The sequence below is a fragment of the Luteolibacter arcticus genome (assembly GCF_025950235.1).
Taxonomy (GTDB): Bacteria; Verrucomicrobiota; Verrucomicrobiia; order Verrucomicrobiales; family Akkermansiaceae; genus Haloferula; species Haloferula arctica.
The window spans coordinates 167,003-191,180 of record NZ_JAPDDT010000001.1 but is presented as its reverse complement, the minus strand read 5'-3'; the positions used below and the strand labels follow the sequence as shown (position 1 = coordinate 191,180).

Annotated in this window: 12 protein-coding genes; 2 read left to right on the top strand and 10 right to left on the bottom strand. The window is 62.8% G+C overall.

Annotated elements, in window-relative coordinates:
* The first annotated feature begins 51 nt into the window (after window positions 1–51).
* Window positions 52–384, top strand: coding sequence for a putative signal transducing protein (locus tag OKA05_RS00740; RefSeq protein WP_264485168.1), 333 nt, complete (start codon window positions 52–54; stop codon window positions 382–384).
* Between the two features lie 153 nt (window positions 385–537).
* On the opposite strand, the gene OKA05_RS00735 is transcribed toward OKA05_RS00740, so the two are convergent.
* Window positions 538–2,076, bottom strand: a complete 1,539-nt coding sequence (locus OKA05_RS00735) for a serine/threonine-protein kinase (protein ID WP_264485167.1) — start codon at window positions 2,074–2,076, stop codon at window positions 538–540.
* 18 nt (window positions 2,077–2,094) lie between these two features.
* Window positions 2,095–2,841, bottom strand: coding sequence for an RNA polymerase sigma factor (locus OKA05_RS00730; protein ID WP_264485166.1), 747 nt, complete (start codon window positions 2,839–2,841; stop codon window positions 2,095–2,097).
* Window positions 2,842–2,995: 154 nt separating this feature from the next.
* On the opposite strand from OKA05_RS00730, the gene OKA05_RS00725 reads away from it, so the two are divergent.
* Entirely contained in the window at window positions 2,996–8,761 is a 5,766-nt protein-coding gene (locus OKA05_RS00725) for an Ig-like domain-containing protein (protein ID WP_264485165.1), read from the top strand.
* Between the two features lie 1,053 nt (window positions 8,762–9,814).
* Here OKA05_RS00725 and OKA05_RS00720 read toward each other — a convergent pair.
* The 8 genes from OKA05_RS00720 to OKA05_RS00685 all read right to left on the bottom strand — a co-directional run bounded on the left by OKA05_RS00720 (window position 9,815) and on the right by OKA05_RS00685 (window position 24,066).
* On the bottom strand, window positions 9,815–10,186 hold the full coding sequence (locus tag OKA05_RS00720; RefSeq protein ID WP_264485164.1) for a hypothetical protein: 372 nt from the start codon (window positions 10,184–10,186) through the stop codon (window positions 9,815–9,817).
* A gap of 90 nt (window positions 10,187–10,276) precedes the next feature.
* On the bottom strand, window positions 10,277–11,251 hold the full coding sequence (locus OKA05_RS00715) for a hypothetical protein (RefSeq protein ID WP_264485163.1): 975 nt from the start codon (window positions 11,249–11,251) through the stop codon (window positions 10,277–10,279).
* Window positions 11,251–14,112, bottom strand: coding sequence for a type I restriction endonuclease subunit R (locus tag OKA05_RS00710; protein ID WP_264485162.1), 2,862 nt, complete (start codon window positions 14,110–14,112; stop codon window positions 11,251–11,253). Before OKA05_RS00710 ends, OKA05_RS00715 begins: the two co-directional genes overlap by 1 nt.
* Window positions 14,113–14,119: 7 nt before the next feature.
* A complete protein-coding gene (locus OKA05_RS00705; protein WP_264485161.1) occupies window positions 14,120–14,851 on the bottom strand; it encodes an abortive infection family protein in 732 nt (243 codons plus the stop codon).
* A gap of 16 nt (window positions 14,852–14,867) precedes the next feature.
* A complete protein-coding gene (locus OKA05_RS00700; RefSeq protein ID WP_264485160.1) occupies window positions 14,868–16,061 on the bottom strand; it encodes a restriction endonuclease subunit S in 1,194 nt (397 codons plus the stop codon).
* A complete protein-coding gene (locus OKA05_RS00695) occupies window positions 16,061–17,629 on the bottom strand; it encodes a type I restriction-modification system subunit M (protein ID WP_264485159.1) in 1,569 nt (522 codons plus the stop codon). The genes OKA05_RS00700 and OKA05_RS00695 overlap by 1 nt, the downstream gene beginning before the upstream one ends.
* 174 nt (window positions 17,630–17,803) lie before the next feature.
* Window positions 17,804–18,694, bottom strand: coding sequence for a hypothetical protein (locus OKA05_RS00690; RefSeq protein WP_264485158.1), 891 nt, complete (start codon window positions 18,692–18,694; stop codon window positions 17,804–17,806).
* A complete protein-coding gene (locus OKA05_RS00685) occupies window positions 18,694–24,066 on the bottom strand; it encodes a cadherin domain-containing protein (protein ID WP_264485157.1) in 5,373 nt (1,790 codons plus the stop codon). The genes OKA05_RS00690 and OKA05_RS00685 overlap by 1 nt, the downstream gene beginning before the upstream one ends.
* Window positions 24,067–24,178 lie beyond the last annotated feature (112 nt).

The following is a 24,178-nucleotide window of genomic DNA, read 5'->3' as shown; positions in this document are numbered from 1 at the left end:
CACACTTCGATTGGTGATTGGAAGATTGGTGATTGGTGATTTGTTCCCAGAATGAAGCTCGTCTTCGACCACATCGACTTCACCGTCGTCGGCCACCTCCAATCCGTCTTGGAATCCGAGGGCATCCGCACCGAGATCCGCAACGAAGGCGCGTCGCGCGCCGCCGGCGAGCTGCCGATCTCCGAGGTCTATCCCGAGCTGTGGGTGCTCGACAATGCGGACGAAGCACGGGCGAAGTCCATCATCCGCGAATTCCGCGAGGCCTCTAACAACACTCCGCCCGGACCGGACTGGACCTGCCCGGTGTGCAAGGAACACGTCGAAGGCGTCTTCTCCGAATGCTGGAACTGCGGCACGCCCTCACCAGATCGGCCAGAGGTCTGAGCACTTCACTAGAGGGCCTCCCTCCAAGTTGTACGTAGTCCCGGCTTTAGCCGGACACGCTGGAAATCCAAGCTCTTCCCCCGCTCAGTCCAGTTAACTCATGAACTACTACAACCTGAGTCAAACCGCCGGATCCCCCCCTCTAACATCTGCTCACGGATCAAGCGGCCACCACTCCACCGACTCAAAACGCATCGGGCTCTGATAAGAGCCGATCGCCAGCGCCGCCGGTCGTTGTGCAGGATCCCACCGCCAAGGAAAGACAACGCCGAGCTGCCGCCCGGCGATGGGCACCGTGCCGAGTTCGCGGCCATTGATCCAGATGCGAACAGCCTCGGGCTTCACCTCGATCTTCAGCTCGTAGCGACGCCCATCCTCCAGCGCGAAGGTAAAGGGGTGCTCCTGCTGCTCCAAACTCAAGCCATCGATTGTCTGCACCCCTGCGAGATCCTTGTCCCAGCCATCGATGTCCACGCTGGTGACCTGACCGTTCACGCGGAAGAACACACCCGCGCAGTAGTCACCCGATAGCCGCGTGAAGACCACCCGCAGCCGATAGGCCGCTGGCACCTCGTCGCGCAGGGTGAGCACGCAGACCGAGTCATCCGTCACGACGGCCCCACCCTCCCGGGTCCACCGGCCGGAGATCACGCGGCGCGAGAGATCGGTGGAGGAAAGCAACGGACGCCATTCTTTCGGCGACAACGATGACACTTCAGCCAGGGAGGTCGCATCTTCCACGGCCGGCTTCCGCTTCTTCCATAGGCCGATCCCCAGCGCCGCCGCAGCCACTCCCGCGGCACCCAAGAACCAGCGCCGGCCACCTTTCCGCAACACCGCCCGATCAATCGCGGCAAGCAGCTCGTCCATGCCAGCGAAGCGTTCCTCGGGCGCGGGCCGCAGCGCCCTCATGACCACCTCGTCGAGCTCCCGCGGCACTTCCGGGCGCTGGCGTCGAGGGCCATCGAAACTGCCGCGCGGGATGCGGCCGGTGAGCATTTCATACATCATCACCCCCAGCGAAAACACGTCGGCCCGCACATCGGGATCCGCGGAGTGGAAGGCCTCGGGCGCCATGTAATCGACCGTCCCCACCGCGGTGCCCGTCAGCGTCAGACGCGTCGAGCTGCGGTCGGTCGGAACCGCCAATCCGAAGTCCGTCACGAGGGCCGACCCATGACCATCGAGCAAGACATTCTCCGGCTTCAGGTCGCGGTGGACCACCCCCGAGCGGTGGGCCGCCGCCAACGCCGCCGCGATCTCACGAGTCCAGCGCAGCACGTCTTCCAAAGGCAAGCCCTGCGGATGCAGCGCCATACGATCCCGCAGCGTGCCCCCTTGGACATGCTCCATGATGATCGCGGCCGATCCGTCGGGCAGCCTTTCGAAATGGTGCACCGTGACCAGATTCGAGTGCCGCAGCTTCGCCATCGTGCGCGCCTCGCGTTCGAGACGTTCGAGGAAAAGCTCGTCGCCCGCCTTGGCCACGATCTTCACCGCCACCTCGCGATCGAGCGAAAGCTGCTTTCCCAGATAGACCGCGCCCATCCCTCCCCGGCCGATCAGGTGCTGGATCTCGATGCCCGCGAGCTCCGGTGGTGCCTCATCGGAATCGCCCTGCGACGTAGCCGTGGCCATCAGGTCCGCGGGATTCAATCCCGCGAGACGACGATGGGGCGAGGAAGCGGACATGCTCGCGAGCTTACCGGCTCAGCGGTCACCCGGAAGCCCGGAGTCCGCCAGTCCGCTCGCACCCAGCACATTCATCAGGTGGCGGATCTCTGCGTCCACGCCTTCGCCATCCGGCTGGGTCTCAGCGACCTCGGCACGCAGCGCATCGCGGAACTTCGCGCGCAGCCGGTGCACCGCGACCTTGAAGCTCCCGCCATTCATCCCGAGCGGAGTCGCGCATCGCTCATACTCTGCAGCGCTCCCCTCCCGCGTGAGAAACGGACGCAGCGCACCAAATGCCTCGCCCTTTCCCCGCCCGGCGGCCTCTTGCTCCAACCGGCCGATCGCTTGGTCGAGCACGGTCAGCGCCCACTGCCGGTCGAACATCTGGTCCGCGCTTTCGCCGTCGATGCTCTCGCCGGCATACCACGCCTCGGCCTCGACCGCGTCGAAAGACACCACCCGCCCTCCGCCCCGCCTCTCTGCCCGCGCCTTCCCCTGCTCGTCCCGCACATGACGCTGCAGAGCAGTCAGCAGGAAGGTCCGCAGCTTCCCCCGCGAGGCATCCGCCGCGGCGAAGAGATCCTTCTCTATCACCCGCAGGAAGAAGCCCTGAACCAGATCTTCCGCCTCCGCCGCGGCCAATCCGGAGCGCCGACACCACGCGTAGAGCGGGAACCAGTAGGCCTCGCACAATTCGCCCATCGCCCTGTGGGCCTCGTCGCCGTCCCCGCGCGCGCGCAGCACGAGGCTCCAGCGGGTAAGGCGAAACTGGGGATCGGACATGCGCAACCGAGAGCTACCACGGAACCCCTGCGGAAGAAAACTCCGGAGCAGAGCAAAGCGGTTAGATCCTCAGGCAATCTTGAAGATTGGCCCGCCCGAACAATTCCGGCAGAATTTGTGTAACCGGCGTCCGCAAACTCCCAAGCACACCGTCATGGACCTCCTCCGTTCACTCCTTGCCATCACCTTCACCCTCCCCTTGGCCGCCCAGGTCCCGGCGGTGAATCCCGCCTTCCCTAACAACCTCACCGGCACCCCCGGCACCCTGCTCTACCGCCAGATCAATCTCGGCCGGGTCACCAACATCGCCTATCACAACCAGCAGATCTACACCCACGAGGTCGGCGCGGCGAATCCACGGCGCTGGCGCTTCACCGACATCAATGACCCCGCCACCCTGACCATCCAGGCGACCGGCTGGCAAAACGTCGGCAATTTCTCCGACCATGGCACCCACGGCCACTACAAGGTCGGCGACTGGCTCGGCGGCCAATGGGCCGCGAACATCCGACGGCAGACCGAAGGCGTGAACATCATCCAGGATCTGCCCGGCTTCGTGTCGCTCGGCGCGACCCATCCGGCCGATGGCATCACGCGGATGTATTACCCCTGGGGCCTCGCCTTCAACTGGGCCGAATACAACGCCGTCAATGGCCGCGCCTTCATCTATCGAGGCAACAACAACCAGCCCTTGGCCGATTGGCCAGCTCTGGCTCAGCACGGGGTCGCGGGGAATTCCATCCTGCTCGGCAACCTGCTCTTCATCACCTCCGACGAGTCGAACATGGGCCTGCTGTGCTACGACATCTCGCCGGTCTTCGACACGCCGTCACAGCCGCCAGTTCTGTTGGACAAGCTCTCCGGTCCCATCGGTGCCTACATCGTCGCGCCTTGGCAAAACTACCTCGTCTTCTCCCGCCGCGACACCAACTCGGTGGACATCGTCGACTACAGCGACCCCACGAACCTCCAATTCGTCACCTCCATCAATGTCGCCGGCCATCCCGAATGGGACCGCGGCAATGGCCTCGGCTACATCCAGTGCCAGGACCGCTTCGTCTTCGCGGACCGGCATAAGATCGACATGGACACCTTCCAGCCGGTGCTGGAGATCGATGAGATCGGCAACAACCGCCCGCCGGGCAGCGTGGCGGGGCAACTCGATTCCAGCCAGCACCTCATGCCGATGGGCAATCTCCTCGTCAGCGGCGGCTATAGCGTGAGCGGCGCCGATGGCGTCGGCGTGTGGATCCATGATGCGAATCCTGACCGCAATCCGCCCTACGTCGGCTACCACGTCCCACGCCCCGGCCAGACGAATTTCCCCGTCGGAGCACCCGTCAGCCTGCTGATCCACGAGAACCTCGAGAGCTACACCATCGTCAATGGCCAGAGCGTCATCCTGCGCCCGGTCGGCGGCGCACCGGTCGCGGCCACGGTGAGTTTTTCCTACGACGACGTGCTCACCATCACGCCGACCGCGTATCTCCAGGAAGACACCACCTACGAAGTCGAGATCGTCGCCGGCGGGATCAAGGACGTCGCGGGCAATGGCATCCTTCCCTACTCCTTCACCTTCTCGACCGGTGCCAGCGTGGCCGGCGGCAATGCCTCACCGGTCATCTCGGCCTTCGCCGCCGCCCCCTCGCCGACCACACCCGGCAGCGAGGTCATGCTGACCGCCGCAGCCACCGATGGCGACAGCGACACGCTGGAATACCGCTTCAGCTTCGGCGAGGCGAATGCCGTGCGCGACTGGAGCCCCCTCGCCACCGCCAGTCACACCTACGCCACCGCCGGACACTACGGCGTGAAGGTCCAGGTGCGCGACGTGCGGACCGGCACGCCGCTATCGAGCGTGTCGCAAACCGCCACCGTCACCGTGGCACCCGCCCCACCCGCAATCAGCCCGACGAAGTCCTCCCCCATCGCGCTCGATGCCGCCAATCGCCGCGTGTGGGTAGTGAATCCGGATAACGATTCTATCAGCATCCTCGATGCCGATACCCGCGCGCGGCTCTCCGAAATCAGCCTGAATACCCTGCTCTCGCTCCCCGGCAGCATCGACCCACGCGGCGTGGCCATCGATACCTCGGGCAATGCGTGGATCACCTGCCGCGATGCCGACCGCCTGATCGTGCTCAGCGGCGCGGGCGCGTTGTTAGAGAGCATCGACCTCGGCCATGGCAGCGCGCCGATGGGCGTGGCCATCTCACCGAATGGCACCACCGCCTTCGTCTCACTGGAAAGCCGCGGCCAACTGCGGCGCTACAGCACCGCCACCCGCGCCCAGACTGGCAGCCTTAATCTCGGCCCCACCCCGCGCGCCATCGCCATCACCGCCGATGGCTCGCGGGTGCTCGTTACACGATTCATCTCCGGCGAGGAATTCGGCCAGATCTACGACGTGAATGCCGCCACCATGTCACTCACCCGCACCATCCCCCTCCACCGCGACCGCGGCCGCGACGGCTCGTCCTCGGGCCGCGGCGTGCCAAACTACGTCGGCGGCATCGCGATCTCCCCGGATGGCCAATACGCCCACTACACCGCGGTGAAGTCGAACACCCATCGCGGCACATACTTCGATCTCGGCCAGGACACCAACGATCCCCTCGACCCCGACAACTCCGTGCGCGCCATGGTTGGCCGGGTCAGCCTCACCTCTAACAACGAGCCCAACGTCGGCAATCCCGACAGCTACCGGATCGACATCGACAACAGCGAGTCGCCCACCGCGATCGAGTTCACGCCACGCGGCGATTACTTCTTCGTCGCGCTCCAGGGCAACAACAACATCGCCGTCTTCGATGACCTGCTCGTCCGCACCGCCCCGCGCAGCCTCGCGGTCAAGACCACCAAGGGCCGCTTCCCCACCGGCCTCGCGCCGCAGGGGCTCGCGTTCGATCCCGTGACCAGCCGCCTCTTCAGCGCCGACTTCATGGGCCGCAGCGTGACCGTCCACGGGCTCGGCGATTTCCTGTCCTTCGGCCACCGCGAAACCGACCGGGTGGCCGTCCCCACCATCGACAGCGACAAGCTCGCTCCCGACGTCCTGTTAGGGAAACGCATCTTCTATCAGGCCGCCGATACCAGCGGCTTGTCCACGCTGCCGACCATGAGCCTCGAGGGCTACATCTCCTGCGCGAGCTGCCACGTCGATGGCCAGCACGACGGCATGACCTGGGACTTCACCAACCGCGGCGAAGGCTTCCGCAACACCACCGACCTCCGCGGCCGCAGCGGCACCGCCCACGGCAATGTCCACTGGTCTGGCAACTTCGACGAGATCCAGGACTTCGTGATCGACGTCATGAACGAGTTCGGCGGCACCGGCCTGCTACCGCCCGGCCAAACGCCAAACCCATCCCTCGGCGCGCCGAATGCCGGCCGCAGCGCGGAGCTCGATGCCCTCGCCGCCTACGTCACCTCGCTCGGCCAGGAGACCCTTCCGCGGAGCCCCCACCGCAATCCGGACGGCACCCGAACGCCGGGTGCCGTCGCCGGAGCCGCCGTCTTCGCCTCGCTCAATTGCGCGAGCTGCCACACCGGCAACCACTATACCGATAGTATTTCGCGCGATGTCGGCACCCTCCGCACCAGCTCCGGCCAACGGCTGAACACCCCGCTCACCGGCATCGACACACCCACGCTGTTAGGCCTGTGGGCCAGCGCCCCGTATTTCCACGATGGCTCCGCGAAGACCCTCGATGAAGTCTTCCGCGTCGCCGGTGGCACCATCTATCAGGCGGAAGACGCCACGCTCGGCGCCGGCGTCGGCGAACCCGGCTACCCGCGCCTGAATGAGGACAGCTCGATGCACGGCCAGATGGTCTACCTCGGCAGCGGGGAAACCGTGACCTTCCCGAATGTCGATGGAGGCACCACCACCGGCCCCGGCGACCTCGAGCTGCGCTGGACCGCCCCCTTCTGGAGCCCACCTGGCAACATCACCGTCACCGTCAATGGCACCCCACACGTCGTCGCCGTCACCCGGCCCTTCGGCGTCGGCCAACCGGGCGACCACTGGCAGCGCATCCGCATCGAAAACGTCTCTCTAACAGCCGGCACCACCAACACCATCGTCGTCACCACCTCGGCCGCCGATTCCGGCTTCGACGATCTCACCGTCATCACCCCGGAGCGCCGCGCCGCCGCCGTCCATCGCGCAGCGCTCGCCTTGAACGCCACCGACCTCGCGAACCTCCGCGACTACCTCCTCCAGCTCGATGGCGCCCCGCTCCCCGCGAATCCCACGGTCACCCTCACCGCCGTGCAACCATCCCCCTCCACCGCACCCTTCGCCGAGTTCGACGTCGCCTTCTCCGAAGCCGTCAGCGGCCTCACCGCCGCTGACTTCCAGCTCACCGGCGCCACCGCCAGCCACCTGACTACCCTCGATTCCAGCCACTACCGCCTTCGCATCGCCGGCTTCGCACAAAGCGGACCCGTCACCGCCGAGCTCCCTGCCACACGCGCCATCGCCCTCGACGACAGCCTGCCGAACTTCGCTTCTAACATCGCCTCCATCACCTACCAGGCCCCCGACGACCTCACACCGCTCTCCGACGAATTCAGCGACCCCGCCACCCTCTCCCAGTGGCAGCGCAATGAAACCGCCGAAGGCTGGGGCATTTCCAAGCTGCAGACGTGGGACATCGACTCCTCGCGCGATGGCCACATGCGACTCATGCCCTACAGCAGCAGTTGGTTCCAGAATTGGACCGGCGCCTACGCCTACAAGGCCGTCACCGGCGACTTCGTCGCGACCCTCCGCATGCAGGCAAACCGCCGCAACGGCCTGCCCGGCCGCCCCGCCTCCGCCTACAGCCTCGGCGGCATCATGATCCGCACCCCGCGCGGTCTAACAAATGCCGCCCCCGTGCCCGATCCCGGCCCGAATGTCGTGCTCCCCTGGCCACCGCCCGCCCAAGGCCAGCCAAACCACTACACCACCCCCTGGCAGCCCGGCACCGAGAACTACATCTTCCTCTCCTTCGGCAATGCCGACACCGCCTGGGGCAACGTCGCGAATACCTGGTACTGCGAGGTCAAGACCACCATCAACAGCGTCTCCACGCTCTACGCCGTCCAGACCGGCATCCCCGCGAATACCGACCTCGTCACCCTCCAGTGCATCCGCCGCGGCCCCGTCTTCCTGCTGCTCCGCCGCCACGGCAATGGCAATTGGATCATCGAGAATCGCTTCACCCGGAATGACATGCCCGCCACCGTCCAGCTCGGCATCACCACCTACACCGACTGGAATACCGTCAGCGTCCAAAACGAATTCCACCACAACCGCACCGTCGTCACCGGCGGCAATCCCGACCTCGTCGTGGATGCCGACTACCTCCGCGTCCGCCGCCCCGAGCCCACCATCACCCAGGCCATGCTCAATGCCGCGCCCATCACCGGCCAAGGCGGCTCACCCAGCCTGCTGTCGAATACCGCCCTCGCCACCCTCCTCGGCGACAACGCCACCACCGTCCCCGATGGCCAAAGCTACCACGCCTGGATGGCCGCCCGTTTCAGCGCGCCACAGCTCGCCGACCCCACCATCTCCGGCGACCAAGCCGACGCCGATGGCGATGGCCTGCCGAACCTCATCGACTACCTCACCGACGGCGATCCCCTCACCCCCGCCCCTGCCAGCCCCGGCCTCCAATTCACCCGCACCCCCGCCGGCGAAACCCAGCTCGCCCTCACCCGCAATCCCCACGCCCGCGGCTACCGCCTCATCGTCGAGGCCGCCGACGAACTCACCACCTGGCAAACCCTCGCCGAGTCCGCAAACGGAGCCCCCCCCACAGGCCCCGGCTTCACCAGCGAATCCACCGGCCTCATCACCATCACCGACCCCGACGACGCCGAGCCCACCCGCTTCTACCGCGCCCGCGCCGAACCCATTGCCCCATGACCCACATCATGTAGCGGCGAGTCTATGACCGTCGCCAACTAGCGGCACCAGCCGCATCCCTGTGGTCCCGACCTGGGATCCCCAAAGTGGTCCGCATCGCTCCGCGTGCGGCCGAACCCACCTCACGGCTACGGGTCATCCCGCGCGCACGCACCGCCCGCCAACGTGGTCCGCATCGCTCCGCGTGCGGCCGAACCCACCCCGCGGCCGGCGGAAATCCTGCGTTCGACAACACCAGCAGGAGTTGTTTCCCACTTCACGAGTGCGCCATTAGCCACACCACCGCGCCACCCGCCCCCCGGGAGCGCCGGTTTCCAAATCGGCCAAAGCGACAGTAAAGTCGCTGCTACTTAGGGGACGCGAGCCTCGCGAAAATAAAGAGCCGGGACCTTACTGTCCCGTTCATTCCCGGACACACTTCCCCCCCCATTCCGGCCGAGTAGTCCTTCACAGCCGTTCAGCCTTCACTTGACCTACCGACTACAAGAGCGCCCCCAATCCCATCTCCCTTCGCGCACTTGGCGTCTTGGCGGTTCACTCACTGCCTTTCCACCCTTCCTCCTCTCCGCGTCCCTCCGCGACCTCCGCGACCTCCGCGACTCCGCGGTTCGCACCCTCACCAGTCCGGGGCCTTTCCACCAATCCCCAATATCCCAATAACTAATCCCCTCACCTCCACAGATTCGTCCACCACCCCGCGCGTCCAAACCATGTTTGACCACCGCTCTCCACCCTCCAACCCCTCGCATACAGAATCCAAGCCGTCCCAATCCCTTCTCCTTGGCGAACTTCGCGTCTTGGCGGTTCAAAACCTACCCATCCCCGCCCTCCGCGCTCTCTCCGCGACTCCGCAGTTCGTCCCCCCACCAGTCCGGGGCTCTTCCACCAATCACCCGGCACCTCCCCATCTCCGCGCCTCCGCGGTTCGTTCCCTCACCAGTCCGGGGCCTTTCCACCAATCCCCAATCCCCTCTACCTTGGCGAACTTGGCGTCTTGGCGGTTCAATTCATTCTTCCACCGATCACTGATCACCGATCACCCGGCACTCTTCTTCACTTCCAAGCATTTCTCCCCCACCCTCCCAACTCAAACCCCGCCAGCACGATCAACACCACCACCACGATCGCCGTCACCCACCAGTACCACTTGATCCCGATCTTCCGGTGTGGCTTGTGCCCGAACTCCCTCGCCACGAAGTCGTCATAATCGAAGTCCTCGTCCGGCAAATCCAGCCCGTCGTAGCTCGGATCCTGCTCCCAACTCTTCCGGACCCGCGCCCGCTTCGCCGCCGCCTTCGGCCGCTGCTTCTTCCGAAGCAGCCGCTTGCCCGGCGCATCGGCGTTGCAATGCGGGCACCCCCGCGACCCAACGCGGACTTCCCGGTCGCAACCAGGGCAAAGGTAGGTATCGGTCTCTTCCTCCATGGGAACGATGGAATGTAGCGCAACTCCACCGCCATGGGGAGCACGATTTGAGGGAGATTCTTAGGGGTATTCCCGTGCAACCCGCCGTCCTTACATCTCAGGTCTACTTAATCTCTCGACTCTCCCAAAAGGCCCAAGCAAAGCCACCCCATCGGGTGCGATCTGGCTGAACTCCTCTAGTGGCCGGCCTTCGAAAAGCTCTCCCGCGGCGGCTGGATCGGAAACAATTTTCCTTGGGAGTCCGATGATCTCCGGCAATGGCGAGAAAGCCTTTCTCACTTCCGGGCTCAACTCCTCCAGAAACGGAGACAATGAGGTGAAAACGTAGTCTTCAAAAATCGTCGGGAAGGGAGCTTCTTGCGGCGCGTCACGAATATAGGCCGCCAAATTGCCATAGTAGTGCTTCCAAAAGTCGCTCTCTTCAAAATCCCAAGACGTCGCCCCCTCCGCAGGAGGATCATCCAGCAAAACATCGATTGGATCAGTCCACAGGGACACTATGCATGCCGAGTTGGTCCGGGGCTTCTTCTTTGTAACGCTCTTGACGCAAGCGGCCTGATGCTTCGCGTCCTCGACAACCTTTGATGGGTAAGAGCTAGATCTTCCCTTGGCTTCGATCACGTGCCAATGTCCCTGATTACAACGCCCCCCCATGTCGCCGCGCTCCCTAGTTGTTGCCGTCGTCTTCAACAGGCCCTTTTTCTTCATGTCATCCACGTGGGCCAGCCAAGGAACGCCTAGAAACCGCTCAGCGACGAGCTTAGCGAAGATCATTCCATGTCCGTAGCTTTCGGGGTTCTTTTCTGAACCGTCGAGATCTTCGAAAAAGTCGTCGAGGACCCAATTGCCTGCCACTTGATTCAGGCAATTTAGCGCCGTAAGCCCTGAAAGGTAGCGATGCGTTCTCAGTCGAGGTTTCGAGGCCAAGTATCCACCATAATCTTGGAACCCCAACGTCAATGACGCCCGCAAGATCGCCCGTCGGGACACCTCGATACTTTGCTCGCCGTTCAGGTGAGCGTAAGCGCCTTTGAAGTTTCGGATATTGACGGTAACCTTCGCCATTACGCCGCGAATCCCTTGATGAATGTCGTCACGAAATCGATCACCTTCTCCAGCACGCGCTTCTTCGTGGGGCCGCGCTCCGCAAGCTTAAGCGGGCGGGCGATGAGATCGACGATATCCGGGTCCGGCAAGGGTTGCTTGCCGGTGTAAACGTATCGGTCGATCACCTGCTTCAGCTTGTCCGCGTCGAGCTGCTCCTCCTTGCAAAGCTGGTCGAAGGCCTCCACCCGCTCCTTCTCCCAGAAGTCCTCAAAGCACTCCGGGATCTCCGCGGCGCTTCCTACCTGCGGAAGGCTGCTCTCGATGAATTTCTCGATGAGCTCCCGCTTGCTCCGCAGTTCCAGATCACCGGCCACCGTGTCCAGGATCAGCTTCCGCATCGCCGGTGCTTCCTTCTCATCCGCATCGTAGAGGCGGGCGAGCAGGGTCAGGATGTATTGGACGTTGATCACGTCGCGGTGGAGCAGCTCCAGCTCGAAGTCCACATCGTCGAGGATCGATGCCTTCTCCTTCGTGTGGTCCGTCTTGACCTTGTCGTAGAGATCCAGATAGGCGCTCCGGTAGTCGGCGAAACGCTGGGCGGGTAGGGCCAGGTCGTCGTCCTCGAATTCCGCGAAGGACTCCAGGATGTTCCGCAGCCGCATCAGCTCGCGCAAGATCTTCACGAATTTCAGCTCCGCCTCCTCGTCCGACAGGTCCTTCACGCTCTTCACCGTCGGCACCAGCGTCAGCAGGTCCACCACCACCGCGTTGAATTGCTTCACGTAGTCCTCGTACGGCGGGATGAAGATCTCCTCCTTCGCCTTCACGTTGGAGAAGAGCGCGATCGCCTCGTCCGTCCGCTTCTTGAGATTGCGGAAGACCACGATGTTCCCCTGCGACTTCACCTCGTTGAGGATGCGGTTCGTGCGAGAGTAGGCCTGCACCAGCCCGTGGAAACGTAGGTTCTTGTCCACGTAGAGCGTGTTCAGCGTCTTGCTGTCGAAGCCAGTCAGGAACATGTTCACCACCAGCAGGATGTCCACCTTCCGCTCCTTCACCTTCTTGGCGATGTCCTGGTAGTAGTTGTAGAAGCTCTGCGTGTCCCGCGTGGAGAAGTTCGTGGCGAACATCCCGTTATAGTCACCGATGAAGCCTTCCAGCTTGTCCCGCGTATGCGGATCGCCGCCCTCGCCGCCGATGATCTCCCCGCCTTCGTCGAGGATGCCGTCGGCGTCCTTGTCCTCCTCGTTGCTGGTGTAGCTGAAGATGGTCGCGATGCGCAGCTTGTGTTTCCCCTCGGCCTTCCGCTTCGCGAAGAGCTCGTAATACTTGATCAGCACCTCCACCGAACTCACACACATCATCGCCGTGAATTCCTTGTTCCGCGTCTTCACCGGATGCTGCTCGATGATGTAATCGGCGATCTTCTCCAGCCGCTGCTGCGACTCCATCAGCTCCTTGGTGTCGATCCCCTCCACCTCGATGTCCACCTCCGTCGCGCTGCCAGGCTTCTTCTTGTAGCGGCCCACGTACTCGACGGCGAATTTCAGCACGTTCTCGTCCTTGATCGCGTCGGTGATCACGTAGCTGTGCAGCTTATCGTGGAAGAGATCCTTCGTCGTGTGCTTCTTCCCGTCCTTGGTCGCCGCGTTGTCGGCGAAGATGGGCGTTCCGGTGAAGCCGAACATCTGGTGATTCCGGAAAAACGCCGTGATCCGCTGGTGCGTCTCGCCGAATTGGCTGCGGTGGCACTCGTCGAAGATGAAGATGATCCGCTCACCCTGGAGCCCCGCCATCTGCGCGAGGAACTGCGCCTTGCTGATCGCCGTGTTCAGCTTCTGCAGCGTGGTCACGATCAGCTTCGTGTCGTCGGTGAACTGCGCGACCAGCTTCTGCGTGTTGTTCGTGCTGTCCACGCTACCCTTGCTGAAGCCGTTGAATTCCTTGATGGTCTGGTAGTCGAGGTCCTTCCGGTCCACCACGAAGACGACCTTGTGAATCTCCGGAAGTCCGGTGAGGATCTGCGCCGCCTTGAAGGAAGTCAGCGTCTTGCCGCTGCCCGTGGTGTGCCAGATGTAGCCGTTCGCCTTCGTGGCGGGCGGAGTCTTCACCCGCTCCACGATCCGCTCCACCGCGTAGTATTGGTACGGACGCAGCACCATCAGGATCTTGTCCGTCTCGTTCAGCACGATGTATTTCCCGACCATCGCGCCGAGGTGCCCGCGGTCGAGGAAGGCTGTGGCAAAGGGCGTCAGCTCGCGGATCGTCTTGTTGTCCTCCGCTGCCCAGTAGAAGGTCTGCTTGAAGGACTGCCGCCGCGCGTTGGCGTAGAACTTCGTGTTCACCCCATTGGAGATCACGAAAATCTGCACGAAGTGGTAGAGCCCCGCGCCGCTCCAGTAGCTGTGCTTATGGTAGCGCTGGATCTGGTTGAAGGCCTCCTTCATCTCCAGCCCGCGCCGCTTCAGCTCGATCTGCACCAGCGGCAGGCCGTTCGCGATCAGCGTCACATCGTAGCGGTTCTGGTATCGGCCCTCCACCGTCACCTGCTGGGTGACCTGCCAGCGGTTGCGTTGCGGATCTGCGCTGTCGAAAAATTCCAGATACGCCGTCGTGCCGTCCTCGCGATTCAGCTTTATCCGGTCGCGCAGGATCTTCGCCTTTTCGAACACGCCCGCGCTTTTCGTGAGGTGGTGCATCACCTGCACGAACTCGCCCGCCGTGAGCGTCATCCCGTTGAAGGCCTCCAGTTGCGCCTTCAAATTCGCCAGCATCGAGGCCTCGTCCGTCACCGGGGCATTGGCGTAGCCCATGCCGCCGAGCTGGGCGACCAGCGCGTCCTCCAGCACCTGTTCGGCTAGGGTAAAGGGAACTGACATGAGTTGGTTATTCCTCTGGGTCGGGAGCATCCTCGTCGGGCGAAGGCTCGGCTTTCATATCGATGACGTAATCCATGTATGCGTCTGCACGCATTTCCTCTTCTCGCAGCTCTTCCTGCTCGGCTTTGAAATCTTCAAGCTGCTCTTCGTAGGCCACGAAATCCTGATCGAACAAAGCTCGGCTGTAACTCAGTCTGCCCTGAATCGGGTATAGATCGTCCAAGGAATCGTTGAAATCAGGATTGTCGGCATACTCAAGGGGTATGACGTCGCTGAGATCCAACGCAAACAACTCATGCAACAGAAATGACGAGAGCCCATCAGTCGCCTGGACGACGAGGCTTGCAAAATGTGGGGTGCTTTTGATCAGTTTGGGCGCTGATTTCCCGTGGGAGATATCTCCTCGTTCGTTCCTGACGGAACCAAGTTGGTGAACGAAATTCCCAACAGCCTTAGTGAATTTCTCCTCGATATTCGCCCCTCTGCCCGCCAGCGCGTTCACAGCCTTTTTGAAAAGAGGAGCAAGCTCTTCGGTGGGCCTCTGATTATCTCTGTAGGTCTTGTCGGTGTGCTTTAGAATCGATTTGGAAATCCCCTCCACCAACGACTTGCAACTTTCGATTGCAATGTCCGGATTGGCCGTCTGATTTTCTGTAATCTTTCCCACAATGACCTGATAATAGTCGAAGTCATTAAACCTCGTTGGAAGGCGATTCAGAAGTTCTTGAGTCAGCGTCATGGCTCGATAGGTAGCGCTAGACGAACATCTGCTGGAGCAATCCTTTCTTCCACGTCTTCATGTGGGCTGTCTGCATCGCCACGGCTTCGATCTTCCGGTCGAGGGCGATGAGGAAGTTGGCGATCTTAATTTGCTCGGGAAGGGAGGGCAGCGCGACATCGAGCGATTGCACGATCCTCCCCGAGAGATTACCCTGACCTCCTTGGAGATAGGTGCTAACGATTGTCTGCTTTGAATACTCTAACCAGAAGTATAAGAAAAGAACCGATTGCTTCGTCCTGACACAAAGGATTGCTTGATTAATCGCGCCCTTGACCTTCGAAATCCCTACCTCTCCGCTGTTGGCACCGTAAAGCGCGACAAGGAGATCGCCGACTTCCACCATCTTTGCTGCAGATTCCTTTAGCCCTTTCTCCGTCAAGAACAGGGCGGTGCTGTCCGCCCCAATTTCTGCCGACCTAATGAACGGAATCGACCCGCCATAGTAGTCCCGTTTGCCGCTAGAAGGTGTTCCGCCCGAAAAGCAGGAGCAGAAGTCTCCCAGCGTCCTTTCCTCCCAATCGGGAAAGTCGTTGCCTTGGTCGTCTTGGAAGCGGAGGACTTGGTTGAAGAGCTGTTGCATCACGCCTTTCTTGAAGGCCTCCAGCAGGGCTTTCTTTTGGCTCAGTTGCGCAATCAGCCCATCCACCGCTGTCAGGAAATTCGCGATTTTCTGCTGCTCGGGGAGAGTGGGAATCGCGATCCTCATTTGGAGAAGATCCCGCGTATAGATGGCAGCCACGCTCGTGGTGCCGGTGGCAAGACGTCGCAAGGCTTTCACCCCTTCATACGAGTTCAGCCGGTAATTCATGAAATGGTTACAGGCGAACGTGATCCGCATGAGGTTCGAATTGTAGTATGCTCTTGGCAATTCGGACCTCCAGATCGCAACCTTTCCGACCAAATCTAAGGTGTTCCGCGTATTGAAAAACAGATCACCGTCTTTTATCTGATCGTCCGGATTGATTGGCTCTCCCTCTTCAATGTATTCGATCTTGCGGAGGTTCATTTCGCCTCTGCCGAGGTTGCCCATCTTGATCAATGGATGATCCGTAGCCTTCTCGGAATTTGCGTAGTTCCCCCCAAGCTTCGACTCGATCAACTCGTCGCCGAAGCGGACGAATTTCCAATCGCTGTCGAAGTCTTTGAATCGTAAGTTGGGGCAATTCATCAGAACGGCGCTTTAATCCCCAACTCCGCACAAAGCACTGCGACCACCTTATTGGCATCACCCATGTCTTTTTCCAAAGCAGCAAGCTTCTCCGCGACTTCGTCCAAATCCACCGCGTCCTCGGCGTCGAAGGTATCGACGTATCGTGGGATGTTCAGGTTGTAGTCGTTGGCTTCCACCTCGCTGCTCTCGGAGACCTTGCTGAATTTCTCGATACTCTCGCGCTTCCGGTAGGTGCTGACGATGCGCTCGATGTCCTCGGGGCGGAGCTGGTTTTGATTGCCGACTTTCTCGAAGTGCTGGCTGGCGTCGATAAAGAGGATGTCGTTGGGGTGCTCGCGTTGTTTTTTCAGCACGAGGATGCAGGTGGGGATGCTTGTGCCGTAGAAGATGTTGGCCGGGAGGCCGATGACGGCGTCGAGGTAGTTGCAATCCTCGATGAGGTACTTGCGGATGTGGCCCTCCGCCGCGCCGCGGAAAAGCACGCCGTGCGGGAGGACGCAAGCCATGGTGGCGCCGCTGTCGAGGTGGTGGACCATATGCTGGACGAAGGCGAAGTCGGCCTTCGTCTTCGGCGCGAGGCGGCCGTAGGGCGAAAAGCGGTCGTCGTTCTCATGGATGGCGCTGGCGGACCAGTTCGCGGAGAAAGGCGGATTCGCAACGATGGCCTCGAAGCGGAGCCCGGCGTGCTCCGGTGCGGGGTGCTCCAACGTATCCTCGTTCTTCAGGTCGAAGCGCTGATAGTGCACACCATGCAGGATCATGTTCATGCGGGCGAGGTTGTAGGTCGTCGGGTTCATCTCCTGCCCGTAGAAATGGCCCACGTCCTCGACCTCCTTCGCCACCCGCAGCAGCAGCGACCCGGAACCGCAGGTGGGGTCATAGGCACTCCTGAGGCTTTTTTTCCCGGTGGTGACAATCTTCGCGAGGATGGTGCTGACCTCCTGCGGGGTGTAGAACTCGCCGGCCTTCTTCCCCGCGCCGCTGGCAAACTGGCCGATGAGGTATTCGTAGGCATCGCCCAGCACGTCGGCCTCGGTATCGGCGAGGCGGAAGTCGATCTTGTCGAGATGGGCGAGCACCTTGGCGACGAGTTCGTTCTTCTGATTCTCGGTCTTGCCGAGCTTCGAGGAGCCGAGGTCGAGGTCCTCGAACAGGCCCTCGAAGTCGTCCTCGCTGTCGTGGCCCATGGTGCTGGCCTCGATGTGCTTGAGGATGGCGGTGAGGTCCTCGAGGATGAAGTTGTTCGCCTTCTGCGCCCCCTTCTCCGCGACCTTGTGAAAGAGCTCCGAGGGCTTGAGGAAGTAGCCGAGCCGATCGACGGATTCCTCCTGGATTTCCGCGAGCATCTTCTGCCCGGCCGCGCTGCCCTCGTCGATGGCGTCGAACCGGATCTCGTCTTGCTTCAGGATCTCGTCGGCGAAGAGGTGCATCCGCTCCGAGAGGTACTTGTAGAAGATGAAGCCGAGGATGTAGTCGCGGAACTCGTCGGCTCCCATTTTCCCCCGCAGGGTATTGGCGATGTTCCAGAGCTGGGATTGCAGGGTCTTTTTGTGGTCTTCGGCCATCTAGCAGGAGTTTCTCCGCAGAACGTAAGCCCCCCGACATCGGCGAGAAGCCCAAAAACACCATGGGCCGGGAATACGAATGCAATTGAACCGACGGCTCTTTTCCTCGTCGGAACTTATCCGGTTCGGATCTCCCTCCAACCCTCGCCTTCCCTCTCCTCCCCATGAATCGTGCTACTTCGCGGGCGGCACGTTTTCCGGCCGATTCGCGGGCACGACGTGGGGCAATTGCAGGGCGGCCCTGCTGAGTTCCGCTTCGATCCGCCCGCGGAAATCGGGATCGGTGAAGGCGGCGAGGCGTTTGGTCCGCTCGGCGTCATCGCGGATGGTGCGCAGGGAGCTGGCAATCGCGGTGGTCACCTCGGGAAGCACGGGCTCTTGCTTGGACGCCCACGCGGCGAAGGCGGGTGCATCCGCCGCGGACCATGTGCCGGCCAGATGCTCAAGAGCGGCGCTGCGGGCCCTGCCGGCAGGAAGGGCGGCGACCCACTTGCCAGCATCGGCGGGTGCGGACTGGGACCAGCGCTGCACGACTTGAACGACGGTGCGATCCCGCAGCGGTCCTTCCGGGACTTCTTCAAGCGCGAGGGCAGCAGCCCGCTGGGGGTCGGTGGCGGAGATCACGGCAGCCACGCGACCGAGGGCATCGTCACGCTCCGCCGGTTGTTCCAGGCCGCGGGCCCATTCGAGCGCGGCCTCCGGGTCGGTGTCGGCCAAGCGCATCGCAAAGTGGGCGATCAACCGGCGAGCCTCTTCCCCACCGGGAGCGAGCGCGGCGAAGGCCTGCTGCGCGAGTTCGCGATCGACATCGATGGCATCCCAAGCGACCGCGGCGACGGCTTTCTCCCGGGCCGCGGGGTCGGACTCTTTCCCAGCGTCCTCGAGCGCCTGCCGGAGCGCGACCTTGGCTTCCGCTTCCTCCCCTTCGCGATGGTCCTCTCGCTCACGACGGGGCGAAGCCGCCGCAGGCGCAGCACCATTTCCGGTACCCGACGACTCGCTCTTCTTCTCACAAGCGGAGATGAGCAGAGCGAGGACGGCAGCGGAGCGAGGGAGCAGGCGCATCACGGGGTAACGGAAACATTTCCGAAGACCGCCGTGTTTTCAACCCCCGTGCTGCCGCTTGCGACCGCGAGGCCGAAGTAGCAGGTGGCCGGCAACGCGGCGGTCAGGCTGCCGACGGTGGTCCACGCCACCCCATCGGCACTCTTGAAAGCGGTGATCGTATTGCCGCTGCGAGCGAGGCGCAGCCACGCCTCCGGCCGCAAGCCGCTGCCACTCGTGGAGGTGGAAGTATTGCCATTCATTCCGGTGCGGCGCAACCAGCGGTAGCCGCCATCGCCCGTCATGCCCATGAAGAGATGCCGGGAATTCGAAGCCAAGGTGTCGCGAATCATGACGCCGGCGAGGGCATGGGCACCCGTGTCCTGCATGGAATCCAAACGGGCGGTGATGACGCCGTCGCCGCTCAAGGGCTGCCACACGAAGTGTAGGCCATCACTCCGCCCCGTCAAAGAACCACTGCCCGAAACCGTCAGCAATTCGCCGGCCGCCCCACTGCTACCGGCGAGGCCATTGCCAATCGTCTGCTCCTCCCACGGCAGAGGCAAAGCCGCAATGATGTCGATGACCAGCGCTGCCTCATCGAACAGCCCGCCGGAATCGGTGGCCCTGACGATGCAGTGATGCGTGCCCGAGCTCCCCTCGGGAGGCGTTCCGGAAACCGACCCATCCGGCGCAACCGCCAGCCACGGCGGCCCATCGACGAGCGAATACGTCGGGGTCTCCCCAACGTCGGGATCAAAGGCATTCCCGAAGATGCTGAATGCGGCGTAGGCGATCTCCTCGGTACCATGGGGTGCCACGATGGGATCGATCGTGAAGACCGGCGCGTCATTCACGTTCTCCACCGTGATGGAAGACGAGGCCTCGGCCACGACTCCCGATCCATCGACCACGCCCACCACAAAGGGATGTGTCCCCACGTCGGCATTGGCCGGCGTGCCTGTGAGACTGCCATCGGCGCCGATGAGAAGCCACTCCGGCCCGGACACCTTGGAGAAGGTGAGGCTATCTCCCGCATCAGGATCGGACGCGAATGCAGCGACGCTGGCGATGTAGGCTTCATCCTGGGTTGCCGGTGGCACCGAGAGTTCCCCGATCACGGGCGGATCGTTGGTGTTCTGGACGAACAACGTCACGGTCGCCTCGGCGGAGGCCTCTTCCAGATCGGTCACGAGGACCACCAGGACGTTCTCCCCCGTGTCACCGTTCGTGGGCGTGCCGGAAAGCGTGCCATCGGGTGCGACCTCGAGCCAAGCCGGGCCGGTGACCATCGAGAAGACGAGCGAATCATCCGCATCCGGGTCGCTTGCGAAAGAGGCCAAGGTGGCGAGATACGGCAGATCCTCGGTGGCAGGATCAGCGGCCAGCATGGGAGCCACGAAAGCCGGAGGGTCGTTGGTATTGGCGACCGTGATCGTCAGCGAGGCATCATCGGACAAGCCCTCGGGATCCGCCACGCGGACGATGAAGTCGTTCACTCCGACATCGTCATTCCCGGGGGTGCCGCCGAGCGAGCCATCGGGCCCCACCACCAGCCACTCCGGACCATCGACGAGCGTGAATGTCAGCGCGTCCCCTACATCGGGATCGGAGGCAGTGAGACTGCCGGAGAAGGCCAGATCCTCGGTGCCCGCCATGAGGATCGAGTCAGCGACGAAGGACGGCGGCTGGTTGTTGCTGATGACGGTGATCTCGACGGCCATGTCGCCTACCTTCAGCGGATAGACACCGCCGATGCCACGGTCCTGGGCCGATACCGTGACGATCTTCACGCCCGGTCCCATCGCGACGGAATCGGCCACCGTGATGACTCCCGAGTCGGCATCGATGGCGAACGCTCCAGGCGCGGTGCTGGCGGTGATGGCGTAGAGCGGCACGTCCCCTTCCGGATCCGTGGCCGCGATGCTTCCGACCACGGTGCCCACCGGTGTCCCTTCCGGCACGCTGAATGAAGGCGGCACGCCTGCGAAAACCGGAGCCTCATTGAGATCGTAGGGCTCCAGCGCCGAGGCCGGAATGATGGAGATGGTAGTCATGCCCGGCCCCGTCCAGCCGACCTGCAAGTGATCCGCGCCGGAGTTCTCCTTGTGGAGCGCCTCGATGTAATATGACTGGCCTTCGATTAGCTCGACGGACTCCGAGCTCTGCGAGGGAAACTTGGTCCATTCGCCAGGGTTGGTGTGGCCGGTGACCGAGGCGATCTCCGTGGCACCCGCTGCCTCCGGCCCGCTGCCCAGGAGCAGCCGCGAGTCATCGTCCGACGAGAGGTAGAAGGTGTAGCTACCCGTAACCGGCGCGGTGACCACGGCGCGAATGCGCGAGCCATAGGCATCGGCGAGATTCGTGCCCGCGTCGAAGCCGGACAAGGTGCGGACGTAGGTAGGCCGGTAGGGGTAGTTGAGATTGCCGGTGAGGAAAGTGAGATTGCCCCCGGCGAGGCCCGTCCACACCTGTTGGAAGAGATTCGTGGAAGCAAACTCGCCCGGCGATAGCACCGCGATCACGATGGTGCCGGTGCCCGTTTGCTGGGGCTCCCCGTCATCGGTCACGGCCACCGTGAGGATGTGAATGGGTTGCTCCCAGGCATCCAGCAGGTTCGCCACGGCCACCCGGAGTGTGCCGGTCACAGGATCAATGGCAAAGATCCCGGCTTCATTTCCCGCCACGATAGTGAAGCCGCCATGGCTGTCCTCTTCATTGACATCGGTCACCGAGACCGTGCCGATCTCCTGCCCTGCGAACGCGTCCTGATGGAGCGGGAACGAGGCGGAGGAAATCTCCGGCTCATAATTCTGCTCATGGGGCGCCACATAGAGCCCGCGAAGAAGTTGCTTCGGAATCCCGGGGCCCGACCACGCTACCGAGACATGGTCTTCTCCCGCGCCATCCTTATGACGGGCCTCGAGGTAGTAGGCCTGACCGGCGATGAGGGTCACAGGCGAAGACCACTGGGTGCCACTGTCCGGCCATGAATACGGATCGGTGGACAAGGAAACGTAGGCGATGGTGCTGGCGTTCGCCGGGTTTGCATTCGTGCTGAGCCGGAGCTGGCTCGCGTCATCGGCGGCAATCCAGAAGCGGTAGCTGCCGCTCACCGGCGGAATCACGTAGCCGCGCAGCGTGCTGCCGAAACTGTCGCCATGAGCGCGACCGTCGAAGTCCTCCAGAAGCTCCTCGCTGTCGGGGCGATTTGGAAACCTCGCATTCGCCGTGAGATTGCTCACCGAGCTGCCACTGATGCCTTCATAGTAGGTGCGCATCACGCCGCCAGGGTTGTAGCCCTCGGCGATATCGATGACAGTCACCATCACCGTGGCCGTGGAGGAAAGCGCGGGTGCGCCTTGGTCGGTCACTTGCACGGTGAGCGGGACGGTGACATCCGCACTCAACTCGATATCGCCCGCCACGCGCAGCTCGCCGGTGCCAGGATCGATCTCGAACCAGCCGTCGTCATTGCCGCCCACGATGCTGAACGACGGGAACTGAAAGTGATCCGGATCGTACGCCGCCAGGATCGACAGCTTCGTGCCGAGCCGGGTGTGTTCCAGCATCGTCAGGGAGGCATCGGGCATCACCGGCGGCTCATTCAAATCGGTCACGGTCACCACCACCCGAATCGTCTCGGTCAGCGCGGCATTGAGCGTGTCGGTGATGGTGATGAAGAGCTCGAGATCCGCGGGATCATCCCAGCGGCTGGACAGCGCTTCGAAATCGGGAACGGAGACGAGGAAGATCTCGCCGGTCAGCGGGTTGACCGTAAAGGCCCCGTCGTGATTGCCACCGCTGGAAATGCTCCACATCAGAGGCGAAAGCCCATGGTCCTCCCGCGGCAGGACGGTGCCCACCGGGATTCCCTCCGCGGCGTTCTCCGCAATCGCAAAGCGCTCCGGCTTCACCCCACCTGCCACGTTGCCGCTGATGAGATAAGTCCCGAGCGAGCCGTAGTCGGTGTAGCCATCGAGCTCGGGATCGCCCCGTCCGGTCCCGCGGATCTTGAGCACGTACTCCCCGGCAGCCAGCGTTTCGGAAATCGACGCGGTGAGCGCCGTGTCCGGATTCGACGTGGCTACGATGGTTCCCGTAATTGCCTCCACCAGCTCCGCGTGGATGTCGAGGTTCGCCCCCGAGGAGGCCGGGGTCAGACCCAGCGTCACCCCCCCGCCGGTGGTGACAAAACGGAAGGCATCCATATCGCCGGTACTCCCGATGATGCCCTCGCCGGACACGCTGTCATTTGCCGCGATCTCCAGGTGACGCGCGGTGGCAAGCGTCTCGCCGGCATCGTCGGCACGGTAGTCCACGTCGTTGTTGGAAACGATGGTGGTCAGGTCATCCTCGAAGTTGTTGGCATTGTGATACTCGCCCTGCGACCACTGGGTGAGGTTCTCGTAGTAGCCCACGCCCATGATCGGAGCCCAGCCGACCATGCCATCGCCATGCCCGGCGTAGTAGCCTTCGTTGGGAGTGGTCCGGCCGTCGTGGCTGAGGCTCAGCGCGTGCCCCACCTCGTGCGAGATCACCTCCGCGGAGGTCTTGCCGGAGCTGTAGAAGGCCCAGCAGACGGTGTCGCCCGGCCAGTTGTAGGATCCGATGTAGGCCACCCCGCCGGCCGTAGGCGCGGCGATGTTGGTCGGTGAGACCACCACGTGCTGGCGGCGGCCCTGCGGTGCGGCATCGAAGACACCCCGGTCGGTGGTGATGTTCAGGTTGAAGCCCTCGAAATCCTCCACCACCCGCTTCCAAACCTCGAAGATCTGGGAGTTGTTCGCGGTTGACGCAGCGGCATCGAAATTCCCCCACCCCGCGAATGGACCCGCCTCGCCATCGAAGTCGAGATAGATGACTCCCGTCGCGCCGGGCATGCTCTGCAACGGAGTGATGGTCTGATAGGGCGGGATCGGAATATTGGTCGGATGCGTCTGCGGCGCTTCCTCCGGCGCGGCTGCCGGGGCAGCCGCGTAGTTCACGCAGACAATCCGGTCCTCATGGGTCTCAACCAGCAATGGCGCCCCCCCAGCCCCGAGCGGCTCGACCTTCCAACCGACCGGCGAGCCATCGAAAAGAATGTGCCCGACGAGTTCGCCGGCCACGCCCTCGAAGGACGCGCGCTGGAAAAAATATCGGCCCGCCCGGGGAGCCGAGAGCGTCCCTTGAATAAGGTAAACACCGTTGGTATCTCGACGGATTAGGGCAATGTCTCCCACCGCTTCATCACTGTCCGGCAGGTCCAGCCTGAAGCGCTCCCCATCCACGGCGCGATCGAGAACGTCAGCAGGAAGCCGGGCCGAGCGCGCTTCGCGGCCGTGCGGCAAAATCGGCGGAGCTGCCTTTCGTCCGGCGGCCCTGACCGGAACCGCAGCGATGGTCGACATAACTGCGGTTTTCGCTCCCGCAGGCCATGCTTCTTCAGGCCGGGGATCTTTCCACAATAGAAAGATCGTCAGCAGACAAAGTAGCAGGGAAGCCGCCAGGGAGGGGCTGCGC

What these genes read in the sequence shown, in the direction of transcription:
- OKA05_RS00740 (WP_264485168.1), top strand. Translation starts at nt 52, where the DNA reads ATGAAGCTCGTCTTCGACCACATCGACTTCACCGTCGTCGGCCACCTC.
- OKA05_RS00735 (WP_264485167.1), bottom strand. Translation starts at nt 2,076, where the DNA reads ATGTCCGCTTCCTCGCCCCATCGTCGTCTCGCGGGATTGAATCCCGCG.
- OKA05_RS00730 (WP_264485166.1), bottom strand. Translation starts at nt 2,841, where the DNA reads ATGTCCGATCCCCAGTTTCGCCTTACCCGCTGGAGCCTCGTGCTGCGC.
- OKA05_RS00725 (WP_264485165.1), top strand. Translation starts at nt 2,996, where the DNA reads ATGGACCTCCTCCGTTCACTCCTTGCCATCACCTTCACCCTCCCCTTG.
- OKA05_RS00720 (WP_264485164.1), bottom strand. Translation starts at nt 10,186, where the DNA reads ATGGAGGAAGAGACCGATACCTACCTTTGCCCTGGTTGCGACCGGGAA.
- OKA05_RS00715 (WP_264485163.1), bottom strand. Translation starts at nt 11,251, where the DNA reads ATGGCGAAGGTTACCGTCAATATCCGAAACTTCAAAGGCGCTTACGCT.
- OKA05_RS00710 (WP_264485162.1), bottom strand. Translation starts at nt 14,112, where the DNA reads ATGTCAGTTCCCTTTACCCTAGCCGAACAGGTGCTGGAGGACGCGCTG.
- OKA05_RS00705 (WP_264485161.1), bottom strand. Translation starts at nt 14,851, where the DNA reads ATGACGCTGACTCAAGAACTTCTGAATCGCCTTCCAACGAGGTTTAAT.
- OKA05_RS00700 (WP_264485160.1), bottom strand. Translation starts at nt 16,061, where the DNA reads ATGAATTGCCCCAACTTACGATTCAAAGACTTCGACAGCGATTGGAAA.
- OKA05_RS00695 (WP_264485159.1), bottom strand. Translation starts at nt 17,629, where the DNA reads ATGGCCGAAGACCACAAAAAGACCCTGCAATCCCAGCTCTGGAACATC.
- OKA05_RS00690 (WP_264485158.1), bottom strand. Translation starts at nt 18,694, where the DNA reads ATGCGCCTGCTCCCTCGCTCCGCTGCCGTCCTCGCTCTGCTCATCTCC.
- OKA05_RS00685 (WP_264485157.1), bottom strand. Translation starts at nt 24,066, where the DNA reads ATGTCGACCATCGCTGCGGTTCCGGTCAGGGCCGCCGGACGAAAGGCA.